At 62.9% G+C, this 14,440-nt stretch carries 15 protein-coding genes; 5 read left to right on the top strand and 10 right to left on the bottom strand.

The window, feature by feature from the left end:
- Position 1: 1 nt before the first annotated feature.
- The 5 genes from AC1VON_RS15305 to coxB form a co-directional block, all read right to left on the bottom strand.
- Positions 2-634 (bottom strand): cytochrome c oxidase assembly protein, encoded by a 633-nt coding sequence (locus AC1VON_RS15305; RefSeq protein WP_172351377.1) that lies wholly within the window; start codon positions 632-634, stop codon positions 2-4.
- On the bottom strand, positions 634-795 hold the full coding sequence (locus AC1VON_RS15300; RefSeq protein WP_172347042.1) for a hypothetical protein: 162 nt from the start codon (positions 793-795) through the stop codon (positions 634-636). The genes AC1VON_RS15305 and AC1VON_RS15300 overlap by 1 nt, the downstream gene beginning before the upstream one ends.
- A gap of 2 nt (positions 796-797) precedes the next feature.
- Complete coding sequence (locus tag AC1VON_RS15295; RefSeq protein ID WP_172351378.1) at positions 798-1,742, bottom strand: heme o synthase; 945 nt, start codon at positions 1,740-1,742, stop codon at positions 798-800.
- A 74-nt stretch (positions 1,743-1,816) separates the two neighbouring features.
- The gene (gene ctaD / locus AC1VON_RS15290; protein ID WP_140768894.1) at positions 1,817-3,469 is read right to left on the bottom strand and encodes a cytochrome c oxidase subunit I; all 1,653 of its coding nucleotides are present in this window, start codon (positions 3,467-3,469) and stop codon (positions 1,817-1,819) included.
- A 38-nt stretch (positions 3,470-3,507) separates the two neighbouring features.
- Positions 3,508-4,524: a cytochrome c oxidase subunit II gene (gene coxB, locus AC1VON_RS15285; protein ID WP_172351379.1), complete on the bottom strand. Its 1,017-nt coding sequence runs from the start codon at positions 4,522-4,524 to the stop codon at positions 3,508-3,510.
- Between the two features lie 259 nt (positions 4,525-4,783).
- On the opposite strand from coxB, the gene AC1VON_RS15280 reads away from it, so the two are divergent.
- The 4 genes from AC1VON_RS15280 (at position 4,784) to AC1VON_RS15265 (ending at position 8,534) form a co-directional block, all read left to right on the top strand.
- On the top strand, positions 4,784-5,344 hold the full coding sequence (locus AC1VON_RS15280; RefSeq protein ID WP_483124098.1) for an invasion associated locus B family protein: 561 nt from the start codon (positions 4,784-4,786) through the stop codon (positions 5,342-5,344).
- A 167-nt stretch (positions 5,345-5,511) separates the two neighbouring features.
- Positions 5,512-6,924, top strand: a complete 1,413-nt coding sequence (tldD, locus tag AC1VON_RS15275) for a metalloprotease TldD (protein ID WP_483124097.1) — start codon at positions 5,512-5,514, stop codon at positions 6,922-6,924.
- 66 nt (positions 6,925-6,990) lie between these two features.
- Complete coding sequence (locus tag AC1VON_RS15270; RefSeq protein ID WP_483124096.1) at positions 6,991-7,698, top strand: NAD-dependent deacylase; 708 nt, start codon at positions 6,991-6,993, stop codon at positions 7,696-7,698.
- 146 nt (positions 7,699-7,844) lie between these two features.
- Complete coding sequence (locus AC1VON_RS15265; protein WP_483124095.1) at positions 7,845-8,534, top strand: transglutaminase-like cysteine peptidase; 690 nt, start codon at positions 7,845-7,847, stop codon at positions 8,532-8,534.
- Between the two features lie 190 nt (positions 8,535-8,724).
- Here AC1VON_RS15265 and AC1VON_RS15260 read toward each other — a convergent pair whose 3' ends face one another.
- The 4 genes from AC1VON_RS15260 to AC1VON_RS15245 all read right to left on the bottom strand — a co-directional run bounded on the left by AC1VON_RS15260 (position 8,725) and on the right by AC1VON_RS15245 (position 13,560).
- Positions 8,725-9,150 (bottom strand): hypothetical protein, encoded by a 426-nt coding sequence (locus tag AC1VON_RS15260; RefSeq protein WP_483124094.1) that lies wholly within the window; start codon positions 9,148-9,150, stop codon positions 8,725-8,727.
- Positions 9,128-11,410 carry a caspase family protein gene (locus AC1VON_RS15255; protein WP_483124093.1) on the bottom strand — a complete coding sequence of 761 codons (2,283 nt, stop codon included), beginning with the start codon at positions 11,408-11,410 and terminating at the stop codon, positions 9,128-9,130. The genes AC1VON_RS15260 and AC1VON_RS15255 overlap by 23 nt, the downstream gene beginning before the upstream one ends.
- Before the next feature lie 144 nt (positions 11,411-11,554).
- Positions 11,555-12,799 (bottom strand): class I SAM-dependent RNA methyltransferase, encoded by a 1,245-nt coding sequence (locus AC1VON_RS15250; RefSeq protein WP_483124092.1) that lies wholly within the window; start codon positions 12,797-12,799, stop codon positions 11,555-11,557.
- Positions 12,796-13,560 (bottom strand): TlyA family RNA methyltransferase, encoded by a 765-nt coding sequence (locus AC1VON_RS15245; protein ID WP_172351385.1) that lies wholly within the window; start codon positions 13,558-13,560, stop codon positions 12,796-12,798. The genes AC1VON_RS15250 and AC1VON_RS15245 overlap by 4 nt, the downstream gene beginning before the upstream one ends.
- Before the next feature lie 163 nt (positions 13,561-13,723).
- Between AC1VON_RS15245 and AC1VON_RS15240 the strand changes: the two genes are divergently transcribed.
- Positions 13,724-14,125 (top strand): GFA family protein, encoded by a 402-nt coding sequence (locus AC1VON_RS15240; protein ID WP_483124091.1) that lies wholly within the window; start codon positions 13,724-13,726, stop codon positions 14,123-14,125.
- On the opposite strand, the gene AC1VON_RS15235 is transcribed toward AC1VON_RS15240, so the two are convergent.
- Positions 14,122-14,415 carry a hypothetical protein gene (locus AC1VON_RS15235; RefSeq protein WP_483124090.1) on the bottom strand — a complete coding sequence of 98 codons (294 nt, stop codon included), beginning with the start codon at positions 14,413-14,415 and terminating at the stop codon, positions 14,122-14,124. The genes AC1VON_RS15240 and AC1VON_RS15235 overlap by 4 nt on opposite strands.
- Positions 14,416-14,440: the final 25 nt, after the last annotated feature.

Here is a 14,440-nt window from a genome sequence, read left to right as displayed (position 1 = left end):
ATCAACCCCCGAGATTTGCTTCGGTATCTGAAACTGTCTTGCTGTTGCCCTTGGCCGGCTCCGAGGAGGCGACCGGCTTGTTCTTCTCGACCGGGAACATCGTGTAGGACAGCGTGATCGTCTTCACGTCCTTCAGTTCCGGCACATTCACGATATCGGGGTCCACATAGAACAGGACCGGCATGTCCAGCGTCTCGCCAGGCTTCAGCGACGTGTCGGTAAAGCAGAAGCACTCGACCTTGTTGAAGTAAGGACCCGCCAGTTCCGGCTGCACGTTGAAAGTGGCTCGGCCGGTAACGGGGCGATCGAACTTGTTGGTCGCCTGATAGTGCGCCTGCACCGTCTCGCCGATCTTCATGGTCATCGAGCGCTGGACCGGCTGGAACTCCCACGGCACGCCGGCAATATTGGCGTCGAAGCGGACGGTGATCTCGCGGTCAAGCACGCGGCCGGCATACTGCTTCTCGACACGTTGCGTCGTGCCGCCATAGCCGGTCGCCTGGCAGAACATCTTGTAGAGTGGCACGGCGGCATAGGCCATGCCGATCATGCCGGTGAAGAAGGCAAGACAAACAGCCGCGACGATGCGGTTGCTGTTTTTCCCGGCCGTCTTTCTAGGCGTCTCGACGCTCATCACATCTTGCCCGACAAATTGTGGCCGAACTTCACGATCGTCGCGATGTAGAAAATGACGACCAGCACCGCCAGCGCCACGCCTATGGCGATGGATCGGCTGCGCTGGGCCTTCCTCTGGCGATCGGTCAAGGTGACCGTCTCGAGCTTTTCCTCGATCATGATCATGCTCCACCCATGGCAAGCGCGCGTTCGACAACGCTGTCGGCCAGGTAGGCAGCGAAGATGGCGAAGAGATAAAGCAGCGAATAGGCAAACAGCGCCTTGGCCGGTTTCATGGCGCGGTCGTCGTCGGCCATGCCGAGCACTTTCCAGGCGTACCAGACAAAGCCGAGCCCGAGTAGTATGGCGGCCACGCCATAGAAGGGCGTGGTGTAGCCGAGCAGCCACGGCAGCACGCCGACCGGGGCCAGCACCAGCGCATAGGCGAAGATCTGACGGCGGGTCGACGCCTGGCCGGCGACATTGGGCATCATCGGGATGCCGGCGCGCTCATAGTCCTCGGACTTGAACAGCGCGAGCGCCCAGAAATGCGGCGGCGTCCACAGGAAGATGATCAGGAACAGGACGATGCTCTCGAGACTGACCGATCCGGTCACCGCGGCCCAGCCTATGACCGGCGGGATCGCGCCGGCCGCGCCGCCGATGACGATGTTCTGCGGCGTCCAGCGCTTCAGCCACATCGTGTAGACGACGGCGTAGAAGAAGATGGTGAAGGCCAGCAGCGTCGCCGACAGCCAGTTGACCAGCACGCCGAGCGTCATCACCGACAGCACCGAGAGCACCAGGCCGAAGCTGAGCGCCTCGTGCGGTTGGATGCGGCCGGACGGCACTGGACGGCTGGCCGTCCTGGTCATGACAGCGTCGATGTCTGCGTCGTACCACATGTTGAGCGCGCCAGAGGCGCCGGCGCCGATGGCGATAGAAAGGATGGCGATCACCGCCAGCAGGGGATTGATGGTCACGGGTGCGGCGACCAGCCCCACGAAGGCTGTGAACACCACCAGCGACATGACGCGCGGCTTCAGCAGGGCGAAGAAATCGCCCGCCGTCGCTTCCGACATGCGGAAGCCCGCTTCGTCAATGCTGGTTTCGTCGACTAGGGCCATGCGTACTCAGTCCATCATTCCGTTGGCCAAAACGCCGGCGGGCCGGCGGTTTCGTGTTCGAGCGGGGAGTCGCCTTACTTGATCTTCGGCAGCTGCTCCCACTGGTGGAACGGCGGCGGCGAAGGCAGCTGCCATTCGAGCGTGGTGGCGCCCTCACCCCATGGGTTGGCACCGGCGATCCGCTTCTTCTGGAAGGCTTCGAACACGCCGTAGAGGAAGATCACCACACCAACGGCCGAGATATAGGAGCCGATCGACGACACATAGTTCCAGCCGGCAAACGCGTCCGGATAGTCGATGGTGCGGCGCGGCATGCCAGCCAGGCCAAGGAAGTGCTGCGGGAAGAAGATCAGGTTCACGCCGACAAAGGTGACCCAGAAGTGGGTGTTGGCGATGACAGGCGAATACATGTAGCCGGTCATCTTCGGGAACCAGTAGTACCAGCCGGCGAAGATCGCGAACACCGCGCCCAGCGACAGCACGTAGTGGAAGTGGGCGATGACGAAATAAGTGTCATGCAGCGAACGGTCGAGACCGGCATTGGCCAGCTGGACGCCGGTGACGCCACCGATGGTGAACAGGAAGATGAAGCCCAGTGCCCACAGCATCGGCGTCTTGAAGGAGATCGACCCACCCCACATCGTTGCGATCCAGGAGAAGATCTTCACGCCCGTCGGCACCGCGATGACCATGGTGGCGAAGACGAAGTAGCGCTGCGTGTCGAGCGACAGGCCGGTCGTATACATGTGGTGCGCCCACACGATGAAGCCGACGGCGCCGATCGCGACCATGGCATAGGCCATGCCGAGATAGCCGAACACGGGCTTCCTCGAGAAGGTCGAGACGATATGGCTGATGATGCCGAAGCCCGGCAGGATCAGGATGTACACTTCCGGATGGCCGAAGAACCAGAACAGATGCTGGAACAGCAGCGGATCGCCGCCATTGTCCGGCGCGAAGAAGGCCGTGCCGAAATTGCGGTCGGTGAGCAGCATGGTGATGCCGCCGGCCAGGACCGGCAAAGACAACAGCAGTAGGAAGGCGGTGACCAGCACCGACCAGGCGAACAGCGGCATCTTGTGCAGCGTCATGCCCGGAGCGCGCATGTTGAAGATGGTGGTGATGAAGTTGATGGCACCGAGGATCGACGAGGCACCGGCGATGTGGATCGACAGGATCGCCAGATCCATGGCCGGCCCGGGCTGACCCGAGGTCGACAGCGGCGGATAGAGCGTCCAGCCACCGCCGACACCGTAGGCGCCAGGCGCGCTCGGCACGAACATCGAGGTGAGCAGCAGGATGAAGGCCGGAGGCAACAGCCAGAAGGAGATGTTGTTCATGCGCGGAAACGCCATGTCGGGAGCACCGATCATGATCGGCACCATCCAGTTGGCGAAACCGCCGATCAGGGCCGGCATGACCATGAAGAAGATCATGATCAGCGCGTGCGCGGTGGCAAAGGCATTGTACATGCTCTTGCCGCCATCGATCGCGGCGTCACCGTTCATACCGTAGACCATCTGCGCCAGACCGCTGAAGATCTGGATGCCAGGCTCCTGCAGTTCCATGCGGATGGCAACCGACAGGGCGCCGCCGATGATGCCGGCCATGATCGCGAAGATCAGGTAGAGCGTACCGATGTCCTTGTGGTTGGTCGAATAAACCCAGCGCACCCAACCGTGATAAGGCTTGTGGTCGTGCCCGTCGTGAGCTGCAGCGTCTGCCATGTTCCGCTCCGTTCCCTAAATCTTGCTAACCCGCGGCATCAATTGCCTGCGGCCGCTACCTTGTTCTGGCCTTCGACCTCGGCCATGAGCGTCTTGTTGGCGCCGGGCAGGTCAGTCTTGGCCGCCGCCAGCCAGGTCTTGAACTGCGCATCCGAGACGACACGAATGGCGATCGGCATGAAGGCATGGTCCTTGCCGCAAAGCTGCGAACACTGGCCATAATAGAGGCCTTCCTTCTCGGCCTTGAACCAGGTCTCGTTGGTACGTCCCGGAATGGCGTCGATCTTGATGCCGAAGGACGGCATGGCGAAGGAGTGGATCACGTCGGTCGCGGTGACAAGCACGCGCGTCATCGTGTTGACCGGCACCACCAGCTCATTGTCGACGGCGAGCAGGCGCGGATAGACCTTGCGATCCTCCTTGCCCGCCTTGGCGCGATCGCCATCCTGGAGAATGGCCGAATTGAAGGAAAGCGTGTTGTCGGTCTGATACTCGTAATCCCAGTTCCACTGGTTGCCGGTCGCCTTGACGGTCAGCTTGGCTTCTTCCGGCGGGGTGTACTGCGCGGTCAGGAGCTGGAACGAGGGAATAGCGAGGCAGAGCAGGACCACGACCGGGCCAACAGTCCAGATCACCTCGATCAGCGTGTTGTGGCTGGTCTTGGAGGGGACCGGATTTGCGCTCGCGCGGAATTTCACGATGCAGTAGGCGAGGAGAAGCAGCACCAGAATGGTGATCGGGACGATGAACCACATTGTGTAGTTTCCGAACCACTCGATCTGCCGCATCATATCGGTCGCCGGCGCCTGGAAGGTCGTCTCCCACGCCACGGGCTGATCGGCATGGGCGGATGTACCGGCAAAAATCGTGGCAGCGGCACAAGCACTCAGAAACTTGGCACTTGCTAGAAACCTGGCGCCAGCTAGGAAATTTCTCATCGCCCTCTTCGTCTCCCAGTTCCTCGCGGCTGCGCCAACGAGAATAACGAACAATGCCGGGACGGGAATCCCGACAGTCTCAAGGTGGTTCAAACCATACTCTTTTTCCCTCCGCAAGAAAGGAGCGGAGGAAACTGTGCGGCATTTTTGCGCGCAAGCTGGCACGGCTCTTCCGTGGCGGCGGCCACGGCGGCGAATCGCGTATGTTCGGCGGGTCGCCCGCCTCATGCCGGCGGAGCGTGCCAAGCGTCGCAATTCAGGCAAAATTGGCATGGAAAAGCGCAGTATTGCCTGTTTCGGGACAGTTCGGACGCGGTCTCGTCCTTTACTTGGCATTGGCGCGGCTTAAAGTGCCGTGATTCGCAATGGAGCCGTCATGAACTCTTGGCTTTCGAGACTGAGGCACACGAGACTAGGGCTTTCGACAGCCCTGGCGAAGGTCGTGTTTCTCGCCGTCCTGTCCACAGCCGGTCTGTTCGTCGCGAGTGAGGCCGATGCGGCCCAGCCGAGCGGCACGGTGCGCTCGACGCATGGCGCCTGGTCGATCATCTGCGACACGCCGGCCGGCGCGACCTCCGAGCAATGCGTCATGATGCAGAATGTCGTTGCCGAGGATCGTCCGGAGATGGGGCTGTCGGTGGTCGTGCTGCGCACCGCCGACAACAAGGCCGAAATCCTGCGCGTGCTGGCGCCGCTAGGCGTGCTGTTGCCCAACGGGCTCGGCCTCAACGTCGACGGCAAGGACATCGGCCGCGCCTATTTCGTGCGCTGCTTCCAGGACGGCTGCTACGCCGAGGTCATTCTGGAAAAGCCGCTCCTCGACACGCTGAAGACCGGCACGTCGGCGACGTTCATCGTCTTCCAGACACCTGAAGAAGGCATAGGCATCCCTGTCGATCTCAAAGGTTTCGCCGAGGGTTTCGCCGCCCTTCCCTGATCCCGCCTTTTTGGGAAACCGGACCCTGACGCGGCTTTCGTGAATCGAAAGCGGGGCTTGCATCAACTGGCCGCCGCCATTCGTCGACGCCGATCTTCATTGCCGATTGTGCGGGCGCGGCTTCGCGCCTACATCGGGGGAAAGCAATCTTCCCACGGGTGCACGCCATGAACAGCCTGATCGGCCAATTCGACATTTCAGACGATCGTATCAAGCAGATCGTTGCCGACACCATAAACGGCGCCGACGACGGCGAACTGTTTCTCGAATACAGCGAGAGCGAAGCGCTGATGTTCGACAATGGCCGGTTGAAGACCGCCAACTTCAACACCGACCAGGGCTTTGGCCTGCGTGCGGTCGCCGGCGAAGCCAGTGGCTACGCTCATTCGAGCGACCTCTCCGAGGCCTCGCTGCTGCGCGCGGCCGCTGCCGTTACAACCGTCAAGGGCGGCTATTCCGGCACGCTTGCCACGCCGCCCGCCCGCACCAACCGCCATCTCTACGGCGACGAGAACCCGATCCCCTCGCCTTCCTTCGAGGCCAAGGCAAAGCTGTTGCAGGAAATCGACGCCTGGCTGCGCGCCGAGGATCCGCGCGTTCGCCAGGTGACGGCCTCGCTCGCCGCGTCCTGGCAGCATGTCGAGATCGTACGCGCAGACGGTCAGGTGGTGCGCGACATCAGGCCGCTGGTCCGCATCAACGTCTCGGTCGTGGTTGGCGACGGCGACCGCCAGGAAAGCGGCTCCTACGGCATGGGCGGACGCAAGGCCTTTGGCGAATTCCTGATCGAGGACAGCTGGAAGCATGCCGCCAAGGAAGCGCTCCGTCAGGCGCTGGTCAATCTCGAGGCCATTCCCGCCCCGGCCGGCACATTCGACATCGTGCTGTCCAGCGGCTGGCCGGGCGTCATGCTGCACGAAGCCGTCGGGCACGGGCTGGAAGGCGACTTCAACCGCAAGAAGACTTCGGCCTTCGCCGGCCTTTTGGGCCAGCAGGTCGCCGCCAAGGGCGTCACCGTGGTTGACGACGGCACAATCCCGGAGCGGCGTGGCTCGCTCACCGTCGACGACGAAGGCACGCCGTCGGCCCGCAACGTGCTGATCGAAGACGGCAAGCTGGTCGGCTACATGCAGGACCGGCAGAATGCCCGGCTGATGGGCATGAAGGCCACCGGCAACGGAAGGCGCGAGGGCTACGCGCACCAGCCGATGCCGCGCATGACCAACACCTACATGACTTCTGGCGACATGGAGCCGGACGAGATCATCGCCTCGGTCAAGAACGGCATCTATGCCGTCTCCTTCGGCGGTGGCCAGGTCGACATCACTTCGGGCAAATTCGTGTTCGGCTGCACCGAGGCCTACATGATCGAGAACGGCAAGGTAACGCAGCCGATCAAGGGGGCGATGCTGATCGGTAACGGCCCTGATGCCATGCATCGCGTCTCGATGGTCGGCAATGACATGAAGCTCGACAATGGCATCGGCATGTGCGGCAAGGCCGGACAGGGCGTGCCGGTCGGCGTCGGCCAGCCGCATCTCAGAATGAACCAGATGACGGTCGGCGGCACAAGGGTTTGAGGCCTTGGAGCCGTTTCGGTAACATCATCCGCCAAAGTGGTGTTTCCGAATGCAGGCGGCCCGGCTATGCCCAGATCAAGGATCGTCATCCTGACAGGTGCCGGCATTTCGGCGGAATCGGGCGTCGCGACCTTTCGCGACCCCGATGGTGTCTGGGCGAAATTCAACCTCGAAGATGTTGCGACGCCGGAAGGTTTTGCCCGCGATCCCGCCAAGGTGCAGGACTTCTACAACATGCGCCGGCGACAAAAGGACAGCGTCGAGCCAAACCTGGCCCATGCGGCACTGGCCAGGCTGGAGCGCGAAATCCGAGGCGACATCCTCCTCGTCAGCCAGAACATCGATGATCTGCATGAGCGCGCGGGCTCGCGAAACCTGATCCATATGCATGGAGAGCTCGGCCGCGTGCTTTGCCAGGACTGCGGCGGAAGCAGCCCCTGGGCCGGCGACATCGCCGTTCACTCCGGATGCCCAGCCTGCGGTGCGAAGGGACGGTTGCGGCCCGACGTGGTCTGGTTCGGCGAGATGCCGTACCGAATGGAAGAGATCGGCGAAGCGTTGACGCGTTGCGACCTGTTCGTGGCGATCGGAACGAGCGGCAACGTCTATCCGGCGGCGGGTTTCGTCGAGGAGGCGCGCGCCGCCGGCGCCTTGACGATCGAACTCAACCTGAAATGCGCCGGCTGGGGCTCCCGCTTCGACGACCAGATGGAAGGACCGGCGACGCAAGTGGTGCCTGCCTTCGTCGAACGTATTCTCTCCGCGACCAGCTGATGCTGACGTTTTCTGGCCTGAATCCTGGTCGGCACCTTGAAGTGAACACAATCCAAGTTAGGAAATTATTAAGTGTTTAACTGCCTGGGCTGCATTTGCGCACGAACGCAGCACCAGCTTCCTCGTTGCGGTGGTGGTTTTTGGCAATGCGGCATTCCCCCGTCCTGACCTCGTCTATCCTGCTTGGCTTCGTTTCGTTAATCGGTGCGACGTCGCTGCAAGTCAGCCCGTCGGCGGCGCAATCGACCTTGTTCAAGCGAATATCGACGCGCCCATCCACGGATGGGCCACTCTCCGCGGCCGTTGGCGGCCCCACCAGTGTCCCCTACGGTTGGATCGATTTCTGCCATCGCCGACCAAAAGAGTGCAAGGTGCCCGCTCTGCCGGCCGCCAACATCAAGCTGACCGCGCAGAACCTGCGCACCCTCAAGCGGATAAATCAAAAGGCGAACAGTTCCATCAAACCCGTCAGCAATTTCGACCACTGGGGCACGATGACGGACCACTGGGATTACCCGGTTGACGGCAAGGGCGACTGCAAGATCTACGCACTCTACAAGCGCAAGCTTCTTCAGGAGGCTGGATTTCCCCGGCAGGCGCTGCTGATGACCGTGGTGCACGACCTTGACAATGAAGGCCACACCATCCTGACGGTGAAAACCGACAAAGGCGATCTGGTCCTCGACAATCTGGTCGACGAAATCAGGCCCTGGAATGCGACCGGCTACTACTTCGTGAAACGCCAGTCGCAGCAGAACCCGAATATCTGGGTTTCGATCAACCGGCGGGGCGGTACGCCGAAGGCCCTTGCGGATGTTGCCAAGCTCGTGGACTGAGAGGCCCGTCAGGACCGTGGCGGTCCAGACGCCGCAAACCTTCGGAGGATCCGCGACCGTCCTCATTCGCTCTTGATGGAGCCCAGGTGAAACCGGCCTTAGACGAAAACCCGGTTCCATATTTTCTGGTGTCGCCGCCAGCCTCCCCGGAATGGCAGGCTGGCAACGATAGTCGTGAAACAGGCGAAGATCAGGTGGCCTTGCCGCCGTTCTTCTTGCAGTCCGCCCTGGACTTTTCACGGGCCTTGCCGTGCAGTTTCTGGGCATCCGCGAGCGCGGAACACTGTTTCGAAATCGCGGTTTTCTCAGGCGTCATGGCAGTCGTCTTTGCCTTCTTCGCGGTGGCGGTCGTTGTGGCGGCCGGCGCCGTCGTGGTCGCAGCCGTCGTCGCCGCGGCGGCAGTTCCCGTCGCAATGAACCCGGCCAGGGCGATGGACGTCAGAACGCTTGCAATCCTCATTGTGGTCACTCCCTTGAGCGCCCGCCGGCATTGACTGGTAACAGCGAGCCAGGGCAGCACGCAATCTTGACCGTAGCCAACCACGCGGTTGTGATGTGATCGTGTGTGGCCATGTCCGCCGTCCACCAATGCGCTACCTCTTGCAGGCAGGCTCATTGGGGTGCCAGCACGGCGGCTTCTTGCCAGCCTCCCGCTGCGGCTGTTGCTGTGTCGGCGGCTGCCGCCGCATCTGGGCAGCGTGGAATTCCGGCTTCTGCGGCTTCGGAAATGCCTGTGCCTGCTGCTTGAATTGGCGACGCGGATTGCCGCTCGAAACCTTGTCGCCCGCCGGCCCGCCATCGGCCGGCAGCTTGTGGAATCTGGGGGCCTTGCCCTGTCCATTGACTGCCCCATTCGTCGTGTCCGGGCCGCCGGCGCCCTGGCCATGAAGCTTCTTGAATTTGCCATTGGCCGCGATCTGGCCATTGAGCGCCGCGGGATTTTTGATCTTCGGTTTCAACTGGGCATTCTGCGCATTGCCGGTAGGCGCGATGGCGCCGGCTGGTAGCTTGTGGAACTTGGGAGCCTTGCCCTGTTCATTGGTCACCGGCCCCGCGCCATTGGCGGTCGCCGCGGCACCAGCAAGGCCCTGCTTGCGCAACAATTTGCGAGATTTGTCGTTGGGCTGGTTTTGACCGCTGAGGACCGGCTTGCCGTTGACAAGCGGCAGTGTCTTGCCATCGGCGCCGGGCAGAGCGTGACCGGCCAGCCTGTCCGCCGGCAGTGTTTTCGGCAGCGGCGCGCCGCCGTTCTGCTGGCCCGTCCGGACAAGCTTCGACGGCAAGCCACCCGGATTGACTTTGGCGAGCGTTGCTTCCTTCTTCTGCAGGAAGGCCGGCAGCGCCACCTTGGTCGCAAGCGCGGCCGCACCGAGGCCCACCGCACCTGCGGTCAGCTTCTGGCCGGTGGTCAGGCCGCCCTGATTCTCGTTGATGGTCGTGTTGTTGACGATGGTTGTGTTGTGGATGTTGTTGAAGATGACGTCGTTCGGCGGTGGGAGGATGTCATGCGGCGGGTTCACCCAAGCAGGCACCGGCACAAAGACAGGCGTCGGCAGAACGAAGATCCCGACCGGCGGCGGCGGTGGTGGCAATTCGATGAAGTCGCGCGGCCGCGGCGGCAGGAAGATCACCGCCACGGGCGGCGGTGGATCGAAGTCGAATTCCGGATCGTCGAAATAGAGCACGGGCCGGTCGACATAAACGATCTCTTCCGGCGGTGGCGGCGGCACGTCATAGTCATAGACCGCGAAATTCTGCGGCGGCTCCAGGGCAGCGTCGAAATGCTCGAGCCTGCGGCGGGCGTCCCAGGCATGGGGGCCACGCGGATAGCGATCGAGATAGGACCAGTAGGCTTCGGGCGTGTCCCTGAGCCAGGTCTGGCGCCAGGTGATCGCCTCGCGCCGCGCTGCCAGGATCGCGCGCACGCGCCTGGCCATCGGGTCATGCGGATAAGCAACGATGAAATCTTCGTAGCCGCGCATCGTGTCGCGATCGAGAGCCGCGATGTAGGCATCATGCGCATCGAAATCGCGTATCTCCCTGGTCCGGTTGGTCCGCACCTCGGCGGCGGAAACCTGCGGCGCCGGAGCATCCGGGCCGCGGTCGAAGAAGGCAAAGGGATCGGTGATCTTGGAGGCGTTCCAAGGCACCTCCGCACCATCGGTCACTTCATTGACCCGCAGCCGTGTACGGTCAAACACATCGCCTAGCTGCAGGCCACCATCCCTGATCATCTCGGCAAGCGCCTGAGCATAGGCCCCATACGGCCCCTTGCCTTCCGGCGCGACCGTGCCTGGGGCAGCGTTGAAGGCAATCAGCATATTCGGGTCGGGATCGACGAGTGCGAGGCCCCCGGCCAGCGGCTGGTTCGACTTGGCGAAAGAATTTGGCCGCGCCGCATCGAGCACGACGATGTTGACCTTCGTCGGCAGCGCGGCAAGCGGCTTTGTAAGGTCGGAAACCCGGACCGCGGCCATCGGCACGTCAGCCGCATTGGCGATCTCGGCATCGACGGGCGCGAAATAGTTCTCGCCTTCGAACTGCAATCCCTGCCCGGCTAGATAGACAAATACCACCGCGTCGGGGCCGGCCGCGGTCACCTTGGCGAGGAAATCGCGATAGGCGCCACGCAGCGATTCCTGGTCAACGTCGCGCGCGCCGACCACGTCGAACCCAGCCGCCTGCAATGTTTGGGCGATCAAGCCCGCATCATTGGCCGGCGTCGTCAGGGCGCTGGCGGGATAGGCGGCATTGCCGATGACGAAGGCAAGGCGCTTTTCGCCTTGCGCCAGCGCCCCGGCCATCGAGCCGAATGCCAAAATGGAGAAAGCGAGGAAGAAAGCGAGGAATTTCAAGACCGTCCGCATTACGATCATCCGTCAGGTGAGAGTGACGATGCTTCCGCCCCAGAGCCCAGACTAGGCTTGCGCAAAAAGGCGGCTTTGCGGCGTTAATCCGACGTCTTTCGGTATCGAGCGGTCGGATTCCCCGGTTTCAACGAAACGTGATCATTGTCCAGCTCAGCCGCGCCTTTTCCTGGGCTTTTCCAGCAGGGCGACCGCCTCGACATGCGGCGACCACAGGAACTGGTCGATCGGCGTCACGCTTTTCAAGGTGTAGCCGCCGTCGAGGAGGATGCGCAGGTCGCGAGCCAGCGTCACCGGGTTGCAGGACACCGCAGCAACGAACGGAACGTCCGAGCGGGCGATCTGCTTCGACTGGTCCTCGGCACCCGCTCGCGGCGGATCGAAGACAAGACCGTCAAAGGCGTTCAACTCCTTGAAGGTCAAGGGTCGGCGGAACAGGTCGCGGCGTTCGCCCGTCACCCGCTTGATGCCAGTCGCGAAGCGTGATCCCCGGTCGAGCGCCGAAAGTGCCGCCGCATCGCCCTCCACCGCATGGACTTCCGACTTCGCCGCAAGCCGGAGCGCAAAGCTGCCACAGCCTGCGAAAAGATCGGCGATCTTCTTGGCGCGCTTCAGATGTCCGCCAACAATCTCGGCCATGGTCTGCTCGGCTGCTTCGGTTGCCTGCAGGAAGGCACCCGGCGGCACGGCGACAGCGACGCTGCCGAACATCACCACGGGCTTTCTCGGCTCGATGATGATCTCGTCATCTATGGACAGCCTGGCAAAACCTTGCGCAAGGACAAAATTGGACGCGATGCGGCGCTGGTGTTCGCCGAGCTTGCCGGATTCATGCACCGCGACATCGAGGCCGGAACCCGTCACGGTGACCGCCATCCGGAACGATCTGGTGGTGGCGCATATCAAGTCGGCGAGCGCCTTCAACTGGCCAAGCGCTCCGACGATTTCGGGCAGCGAGATCGGACATTCCGATATGGAAATGATTTCCGGCGACAGATGGCGATTGAAGCCGAGCAGCATGCCTGTATCGCTGCGACGCGCGGCAAGCACGACACGGCGCCGCGTCTGCGGCGCGCAGGCAACCAGCGCGTCGATGTCGCACTCGATGCCCTTGCCCTTCAGGGCGTGCACCATCTTCTCGCGTTTCCACTGGCGATAGGCTTCGGCCTCGAAATGCTGGAGGGCACAGCCTCCGCACTCCGTGAAATGGCGGCAGGCCGGCTCGATGCGCAGCGGCGAAGCCTCCAGCACCGCCATCAACGTGGCGCGATCCCTTTCGCGCGCAGCGTTGACGACCTCGCCGGGCAGCGTGAAGGGAATGAACAGATCGCCGCTTTCGGTTTCGGCAATACCGTCACCCTGGGCGCCAAGCTTTTTGATGGTGAAGCGCGCGCTCATCGATCCTTGATCCCGCCGAGCAGGAATTCGCGATTGCCGTCGCCGCCTTCGATTGGCGACAGATGCAGGCCGAGCGAGCGCCAGCCGGGCACGGCGTCCAGCCAATCCTGCAGCAGGCCGGCGACCCGGGCGGCATCGAAGGGGTCTTTCAAGAGGCCGCCCTTGCCGATCGCCTCGCGACCCGCCTCGAATTGCGGCTTGACCAGAAAGACCGCGGCGGCACCAGGCTTCGCAATGGCGAGCGCCGGCGGCAGCGCCAACTTCAGCGAGATGAAGCTGACGTCGGAGACGATGAAACCGGGAACACGGCCGGCAAGATCGGCGATGGTGAGATCGCGGGCGTTCAGCCCTTCGATGACCGTCACGCGCGGATCGCCACCGACATCAGGATGTATCTGGCCGTGACCGACATCGATTGCCGTGACATGGGACGCGCCGCGTTCGAGCAGCACCTGGGTGAACCCGCCGGTCGAGGCGCCGATGTCGAGCGCTTCGCGGCCGGCTGGGTCGAGGCTGAAATGGTCGAGCCCGCCGATCAGCTTCAGCGCCGCGCGCGAGACATAGCCTTGCGCCGGATCATCGATGGCAACAAGGCATTGCGGCGAAACGTTCTGACCGGGCTTGCGGGCAATGGTGCCGTCGACCGTCACCGTGCCACGCTCGACCGCGTCGCGGGCACGCGAGCGGCTGGCAAACAGGCCGCGCTGGACGAGCAGGTCGTCGAGCCGCTGGCGGGTGCTGGCTGGCAGAGGCGAGTTCATCGGCCTTCATGGCGAAAGCTGGCGGCGAAGGCAAGGACATTGGGTCGAACAAGGAAAGAGCGGCGTGCGGATCAGGCCACGCCGCGGCTTGCGTGCATCGCATCGGGTTCGGCAAAATGGTGTCGAGGAGGAGGACCTCCATCGTCGGAACCGGGGACAAAGAATGCTGACGGGAACCTGCCACTGTGGCGCAACCCACTGGACCCTTGCGGGCGATCCCGGGCCGATCACCGCCTGCAACTGCACGCTTTGCCGCCGCTATGGCACGCTCTGGGCCTATGACTATGTCGATGAGCGCATTCGCGTCGCGGGACCGATGGCCAGCTACACGCGCGTCGGAAAGGATACGCCTTCGCTCGAAATCCTGTTCTGCCCGACCTGCGCCTGCGTGCTCGCCTGGCGCGGCCTGCGCGCCGGTGCCTCGGGTCGAACGCGCATCGCCGTCAATGTGCGGCTGGCGCCGCCCGACGCTGTCGCCGATCTGCCGATCGACCATTTCGATGGCCTCGACACATATAACGACCTGCCGCGCGATGGCCGCTGCGTGCGCGACATGTGGTTCTAGAAGATAGTGCGCGACACTTGGCGCTCGACGGCGGGAGACAAGCCGTCATGCCGATCCCCTGAAGCTTGCTCCCGTGGAGGCTCAGCCGCAACCGCGGACGCAGGCGCGGGTTCCGATACGACCACCAATTGCGGCACCTGCTTGTAGGAGAAGCCGCCCCTGATATCGCCCATCTTGCTTGCGACGATGCCCATCGCCGCCTTTTCGAGATTGCGGTCATAACGCGTCTCGGAGGCGGCGGGTGTTGCGATGATGGCTAAAAACGCCACGCCGCACAGAAGCGTCTTCATTGTTATTGTCTCCCTGCCTGACGTC

The sequence above is a fragment of the Mesorhizobium sp. HAY1-8B genome, from assembly GCF_056868045.1.
Note: the sequence above shows the minus strand (reverse complement) of the source record. Positions and strands in the feature narration are given on the sequence as shown.